7 protein-coding genes are annotated in these 7,178 nt (G+C 58.0%); all 7 read left to right on the plus strand.

Annotation, left to right across the window (positions count from 1 at the left end):
* Positions 1-269, plus strand: a 269-nt coding sequence (locus R6U41_RS10745) for an EamA family transporter (protein ID WP_410269840.1), incomplete at its 5' end; no start/stop codon positions are given.
* 165 nt (positions 270-434) lie between these two features.
* Positions 435-1,862 (plus strand): dihydrolipoyl dehydrogenase, encoded by a 1,428-nt coding sequence (gene lpdA, locus R6U41_RS10750; RefSeq protein ID WP_410269841.1) that lies wholly within the window; start codon positions 435-437, stop codon positions 1,860-1,862.
* A gap of 44 nt (positions 1,863-1,906) precedes the next feature.
* A complete protein-coding gene (locus tag R6U41_RS10755; RefSeq protein WP_410269842.1) occupies positions 1,907-3,202 on the plus strand; it encodes an aminomethyl transferase family protein in 1,296 nt (431 codons plus the stop codon).
* The gene (gcvH, locus tag R6U41_RS10760) at positions 3,199-3,600 is read left to right on the plus strand and encodes a glycine cleavage system protein GcvH (protein ID WP_410269843.1); all 402 of its coding nucleotides are present in this window, start codon (positions 3,199-3,201) and stop codon (positions 3,598-3,600) included. The genes R6U41_RS10755 and gcvH overlap by 4 nt, the downstream gene beginning before the upstream one ends.
* Positions 3,601-3,602: 2 nt before the next feature.
* Positions 3,603-4,934, plus strand: a complete 1,332-nt coding sequence (gcvPA, locus tag R6U41_RS10765; RefSeq protein WP_410269844.1) for an aminomethyl-transferring glycine dehydrogenase subunit GcvPA — start codon at positions 3,603-3,605, stop codon at positions 4,932-4,934.
* Complete coding sequence (gcvPB, locus tag R6U41_RS10770) at positions 4,931-6,388, plus strand: aminomethyl-transferring glycine dehydrogenase subunit GcvPB (protein WP_410269845.1); 1,458 nt, start codon at positions 4,931-4,933, stop codon at positions 6,386-6,388. Before gcvPA ends, gcvPB begins: the two co-directional genes overlap by 4 nt.
* Before the next feature lie 6 nt (positions 6,389-6,394).
* Positions 6,395-7,147, plus strand: a complete 753-nt coding sequence (lipB, locus tag R6U41_RS10775) for a lipoyl(octanoyl) transferase LipB (RefSeq protein WP_410269846.1) — start codon at positions 6,395-6,397, stop codon at positions 7,145-7,147.
* Positions 7,148-7,178 lie beyond the last annotated feature (31 nt).

Consider the following 7,178-nt stretch of genomic DNA (forward strand, 5'->3'; position numbering starts at 1 on the left):
CCCATATTGTCACCAACAGGGCTCTGGGCTATATAGCTTCGGCCAAGGTGGGCAGCATCAGCATGCTGGAGGTGGCTTTCGGGGCGGTGTACGGGTATGTTTTGTTTTCCGAGCCCCTTGGATGGTCCACCATGGCCGGCGGGGCGTTGATTATTGCCGCCACCATGGGATTGATCCAGGGCCCCGGACGGTCCCTGCGTCGGGGTAAACCGCGGTCAACAGGGGGGCGCACCATATCCCCGGGGCCACAGGATGCATTAACGGCATAACAAGGGGCAGGGGAAGACAAGTGTGCGAATTCTCAGTTACCGGCGCAAAGGGCTCCAAGCCGTTTGCATGAAACCCAATCATTGTTATATTATAATTATAAAAAGCAAAGCCCATATCTTTTGCTTTTCAACCAACGAGTTCGGCAACAGGCCCGGGGATTTGATATGCCTGTAAGAATTGCCGTATTGGGAGCCGGTCCGGGCGGATTGTTTGCAGCCGTCCGTGCAGCCCGGTTAAATGCCGAGGTGATCCTGGTGGAAGCCGATGCCCTTGGGGGCACTTGCCTGAACCGGGGATGCATTCCCTCCAAGGTGATGCGGGAGGCCGGCGCATTGATGGCCGATTGTCGACGTTTCAGCAAATTCGGCGTGCGCCTGCCGGGTCCTCCTGAAATTGACATGCCGCAGCTCAGTGCCCGCAGGCAGGAAGTTGTCTCCGCCCAGGCCAAGGGGGTCGCCCGAATTCTGGATAAGCTCGGAATCCGGGTGGTAAGCGGACGCGGCTTTATTGAAGGCCCCCGCAAGCTCACGGTTACGCAGGCAGACGGCAGTACGCAAACCGTGCAGTGGGATCGCCTGATTATTGCCGCGGGAGCCAGTCCCCGGCCGCTACCCGGCATTCCGTTTGACGGCGAGCGCATCATTTCCAGCACAAATGCCCTCTGCCTTGAGACCGTGCCAAAATCGCTGGTGATTGCCGGCGGCGGTGTCATTGGCTGCGAATTTGCCACGATTTTTTCCGCCCTGGGTAGCCGGGTGACCCTTGTTGAAGCCATGGACAGACTGCTTCCGCTTCCGCTTATTGACGAAACCTGTTCCAAAACCCTTTTGCGCGAATTTAAAAAGCAGAAAATCACATGCTGCCTCGGCCGGATTGTGGACTCCATTCAAGAAACAGATCAGGGCGTGGATGTGACCATCTGCGACTCGCCGTTTGTGCAGCAGCGTCAGCCGCAGCCGAGTACCGGCGCCTCCGCGGAAAAACTGCTGGTTTGCATTGGACGAACGCCCGTGTTGTCTGGCATGGGCCTGGAGAATCTCGGCGTGGAAATCGACGATCAGGGTTGGATCAAGGCTGATTCCCGGATGGAGACCTCTGCGGAAAACGTCTATGCCGTGGGCGATGTGCTGGGACCGGATAAATTGATGCTCGCCTATGTTGCCTCCAAGGAGGGCATGACAGCAGCGGAAAACGCCCTTGGAGAGGACCGGCAAATGAGCTATGAAGCTATTCCCAATGTGGTTTTTACCCTGCCTGAGGTGGCCAATGTCGGGTTGACCCGGGGGCAGGCAGCAGATGCGGGCTATGCGGTGGAAACTGAAACAGTGCTGTTCCGAAGCCTTGGCAAACCCCAGGTGACCGGCAACATTACCGGCCAGGCCCAGGTGGTCTTTGACACCGGAAGTGAGCAGATACTCGGGGTGCACATTGTCGGCCCCAAGGCCACCGATATCATCCCCGAGGCCACCCTGGCGGTAAAAAGCCATGCCACGGTGAGAGATGTTGCCAATACCATGCACGGCCATCCCACCCATGCGGAAATCATGGAAGAGCTGGCGGCCAAGGCCATCGGCCGTGCGGTTTACGGGTAGCGGTTTGCTTCTCAGGCCGGGTACCCGGAAAAGGAGATACGGATATGTCTCCGGAGCCGAAGCAAACCCCGCTTTTTCAACGGCACCGGCAATTGGGTGCCAACTTCTCCGTTTTTGGCGGCTATCGTATGCCGCTGTGGTATCCCTCCGGCGCCAAAACCGAGCACCTGGCCGTTATTTGTCGGGCCGGATTGTTTGATACCAGCCACATGGCAGCCCTCCGCGTAAGCGGCCCCGGAGCCTTGGGCTTGCTTCAGCAGTGCTGCACCCGGGACCTGGAGCGCTGTTTCGGCAGGGACAATCGTCCCCTTATGCCCGGGAGGACCGCATACGGCGCCTATCTCAACGAAAGCGGCGGCGTGATCGACGATACCCTGATTTACCAATTGGCCCACCAGGATTACCTCTCGGTGGTAAACGCCGGGCAGGGCGCACTGGTATCCGATCATCTGCGCACGGCCGCCGGCAACAGCCGCCTTGATGTCACCGACCTGACAGACCGGATGGGAAAACTGGATCTGCAGGGACCGGCCTCGGTTGCCATTCTCATCAAAACCCTGGAAAATCCCGTCAATGTCCTGGAGGGTTTGTCGTTTTTTTCCTTCAGGGCGGATCCGGAGATTTTTCCGGGTTCGCAGACCCGGGTGCGCCTGGGCGAAAATATCCCCCTCATGCTCTCGCGCAGCGGGTATACCGGGGAGATGGGTTTTGAGCTGTTTGTCCGGCCGCAGGATCTGATCACCGCATGGGACCTTTTGCTTGCAACAGGCCAAAAGGAAGAACTCATCCCCTGCGGCCTGGCTGCCCGGGATTCCCTGCGCACCGGTGCGGGTTTGCCCCTGTCCCACCAGGATATCGGCGACTGGCCCTTTATCCATCATCCCTGGCACATTGCGCTTCCGTTTTCCCCGGACGGCACCGGCTTTACAAAGCAATTTATTGGAAGCCGGGCGCTTCTGGATCTTGACCGGCATTTTTACACCTGTGCCTTTGTGGGCTATGATCTGCGGAAAATCACGGTGTCGGAAACAGCTCCCCCGCAGGTCCTGGATTCGGCCGGGAAGTCCGTGGGCATTGTTTTGACCTGTGTTACGGATATGGCCATTGGCCGCGACAGCGGCGGCCGCGTCTACAGCGTGCGCAGCCCGGACAAACCCCAGGGATTTGAGCCGCGGGGATTGTGCTGCGGCTTCCTAAGACTGGATCGGCCGCCGGAAATCGGAGAGCTCGTATCCTTAAATGACGGCCGGCGAAAGGTCAAGGCGGAACTCACCCGGGATATCCGGCCTGATCGCAGCGCCGGATGGGATATCAACCGAATCATAGAGGAGTTGTCATGAGACCAGTGGACGAATTGATGCTACCGGATGATGTTGGGTATACCGAAAACCATGAATGGGCCAGAAAGGACGGGTCCGAGGTGGTGGCGGGTATTACCGATTATGCCCAGGAGGAACTGGGCGACATCGTTTACGTGGAATTGCCCGAAATCGGGCAGAGCTTTGAAAAAGGGGCGGAATTCGGTACGGTGGAGTCGGTCAAGGCTGTGGCGGAACTTTACATGCCGGTTGCCGGAGAGATTGCCGGTATCAACCCGGAACTGGAAAACCGGCCGGAACTGGTCAATGAAGACCCCTATGGCCGGGGCTGGCTGGTTACGATCAGGCCTGCAGACCCCGGGGAAATGCAATCCCTGATGGATAAAACCGCCTATTACAATCTGTTGAAAGGACTCTAATCATGCGATACCTGCCACATACAGATTCCGATATCGCGGCCATGCTCAAGGCGATCGGCGCAGGCAGCACGGATGATCTGTTTGCCAACATCCCGGAAGCCGTCCGCAGCGGCAGAAAGATGGATCTGCCGCCGGCAATGAGCGAATGGGACCTGTGCGCCCGCATGGAAGCCCTTGCCGCAGAATCCCCCGACTGCAAGCTTTTTCTGGGCGCGGGCAAGTATGATCATTACATTCCGGCAGTAGTGGCCAACCTGCTTGAGCGCTCCGAGCTGCTGACTTCGTATACGCCCTACCAGCCGGAAGTCAGCCAGGGAACGCTGCAGGCCGTTTATGAATACCAGACGCTGACCGCCAGGCTGCTGGGCCTGGAAATATCCAATGCCTCCATGTATGACGGGGCTTCGGCACTGGCCGAATCCCTGCTCATGGCCACCCGCATCCGAAAGAAAAGCAAGGGAAAAATCGTCCTGTCATCTCTTATCCATCCCAGTTACGGCCAGGTGGTAAAAACGTATTTCCGGCCCACCCCGTTTGAAATCACCTTTTTGCCCGCCTTGGCAGATGGCCGAACCGATGTCTCGGCACTGGCGGATATGGATGATGTGGTTGCCGTGGCAGTCCAGTCGCCCAATTTTTTCGGATGTTTGGAGGACCTGGCCGGGATCGGTAGCCTTGTCGGGCAAACAGAGGCAATATTTGTGACCTGTTTCACCGAACCCCTGGCATTCGGGCTTTATCAGCCGCCGGGGATCCAGGGCGCAGCCATTGCATGCGGGGAGGGCGGCAGCCTGGGACTTCCCCCGGCCTACGGCGGTCCGGGTCTGGGCATGCTGGCCACGAAGATGGATTATGTGCGGCGCATGCCGGGCCGCGTGGTGGGCAAGACCACTGATGCCAACGGCAAGGAGGGTTTTGTTTTAACCCTGGCCACCCGGGAGCAGCATATCCGACGGGCCAGGGCCACCTCTAATATTTGTACCAACAGCAATTTTTGCGCGATCGCCGCCGCAGTGTACATGGCCTGCCTGGGTAAAACCGGATTCCGGGAACTGGCCCGGCTCAACTATGACAAAACAGAATACCTGAAACAGCAGCTGCGCCGGGCCGGCATGACCCTGCCCTTTGGTGCCCCGACATTCAACGAATTCGTGGCCAAATTGCCCCCGGGGTTTGAACGCAAACACGCAGACCTTGCCGCCTCCGCCGGGATCGTGGCCGGCCTGCCCCTGGCAGAGTGGTATCCGGATCTGGCGGATCATTACCTGTTATGCGTCACTGAAAAAATTACCCGGGCGGATATGGACCATTTGATAAAAGAGGTGTCTGAATGAAAAAACCGAGTGCAACCACCGGATTGAAATGGGACGAGCCCTTGCTGTGGGAAAAGGGCCAGAGCGGCCGAAGCGCTTTTTCGCTTCCCGCCCGGGACGTGGAGCAATTTGCCGTGGAATCCGGCATGGAAGGAAAAGGACCGGATTTTCCGGATTTAAGCGAGCCTGAAGTAGTTCGCCACTATACGCGGCTGTCGCAGTGGAATTATGGAATTGACGCCGGGCTCTATCCCCTTGGCTCCTGTACCATGAAATACAATCCCAAGATCAATGAAGCAATTGCCGCTTTGCCGGGCTTTGCCAGCCCCCATCCCCTTCTGCCGGAACAATTCTGCCAGGGAACCCTGCGGGTAATGGCGGAACTGGAGCGATTTCTTGCAGAAATTACGGGGCTGGATGCGGTTTCCCTGCAGCCGGCGGCCGGTGCCCAGGGAGAACTGACCGGCATGCTTTTGATTCAGGCCTACCATCAGGCCCGGGGCGATTCCCGCACCAAACTGCTGGTGCCGGACACAGCCCACGGCACCAACCCGGCCAGCGCCACCCTCTGCGGGTACCAGCCGGTAGCCGTGGCCTCCAATGATCAGGGCATCCTTTCGGCAGAAACGGTGGCAGAGTTCATGGACGAGCAGACAGCCGGGATCATGGTGACAAATCCCAACACCCTTGGGCTTTTTGAGGAAAACATCATGGCCATCGCTGAAATCGTCCATGAAAAAGGCGGCCAGGTTTATTGTGACGGCGCCAACATGAACGCCCTGTTCGGCCGGGTCGACATGCGCAAAATGGGCGTGGATGTTTTGCATTTAAACCTGCACAAAACCTTTTCCACGCCGCACGGCGGCGGCGGTCCGGGCGCCGGTCCGGTGTGCGTCAAACAGCACCTGGAAAAATATCTCCCAGTGCCGCGGCTTGTGGAAAAACAGGGCCGGCTTTCCTGGTCGTCTGATGCGCCGGATTCCATCGGGCGAATGCACGGGTTTTACGGAAACTTCGGGGTGATGGTAAAGGCCTGCTGCTATATACTCAGCATGGGCGCTGAAAATTTGCAGAAAGTCAGTGAACTGGCCGTGTTAAACGCCAACTATCTCAAGGAACGCTTAAAGCAGACCCTTTACTTGCCCTACGACCGCCTGTGCATGCACGAGTGCGTGTTTACGGACAAAAACCAGGCTGAATGCCATGTCAACACCCTGGATATTGCCAAGCGGATGATCGATTACGGTTTTCATCCACCGACCATCTATTTTCCCCTTGTGGTACAAGGCGCCCTCATGACCGAGCCCACGGAAACCGAAACCAGGGAAACCCTGGACGCTTATATCGCTGCCGTGGAAGCCATTGCCAAAGAAGCGCGCACAGAACCCGAGCTGCTGCGCCAGGCCCCGACCGCAAGCAGGGTGAGGCGGCTGGACGAGACCACGGCTGCCAGAAACCCCTGCCTGAGCGGGTGAAAAACCGTGAGCAATACAGGTTTCAAACATCAAGGACAATGCTGCCCAAAGCCTGTATGGGCCTGCCTGGAGCTGCCGGTAACCGATTACATGCAGGCCCTGCGCCTGCAGCAGAATCTGGTTTCCGCCCGGGCCAGCCGGGCGTTAAACCGGGATATCGTGGTTATCCTCCAGCACTTCCCGGTCTTTACCCTGGGCAACCGGGGCGGAGCAGAGCACCTGCACGTTTCGGAGGATTTTCTAAAGGCCCGGGGCATTTCCCTGGTTGAAACCGACCGGGGTGGGAGCATAACATATCACGGGCCGGGACAGCTTGTGGCCTATCCCGTCGTGGACCTGCGTTTAAATGGCTGGCTTGTCGTGAACTTTGTTCATGCCCTGGAATCTGTAATGATCTCCATTGTCGAACAGTGGGGTGTGGTAGCGCAAAGACACACCCTTGGCCGCGGGGTCTGGGTCCAAGGCAAAAAAATCGGCAGCGTTGGCCTGCGGGTACGCCGGAAAGTCAGTTTTCACGGACTGGCCTTAAACGTGGACCCGCATCTTGACCCCTTTGACTGGATTGCGCCCTGCGGTCTATCCGGGATTCAGATGACCTCCATTGCAAAGGAAACAGGCGACTCTGTATCCATGAACGGGATCACCCGATCGGCCAAGGCCCATTTTTCAAGCGTTTTTAACGTTCAACTGGAGCCGGTGCCGGCCGATTACGTGGCGGATTACTGGAAGGAGGCGCGCCATGCCGAAGCTTCTACCTGAAATGCCTGCAACCCAGGATTGCAGCAGGGCA

The sequence above is a fragment of the Desulfosalsimonas sp. genome, assembly GCF_046483245.1.
Lineage (GTDB): Bacteria > Desulfobacterota > Desulfobacteria > Desulfobacterales > Desulfosalsimonadaceae > Desulfosalsimonas.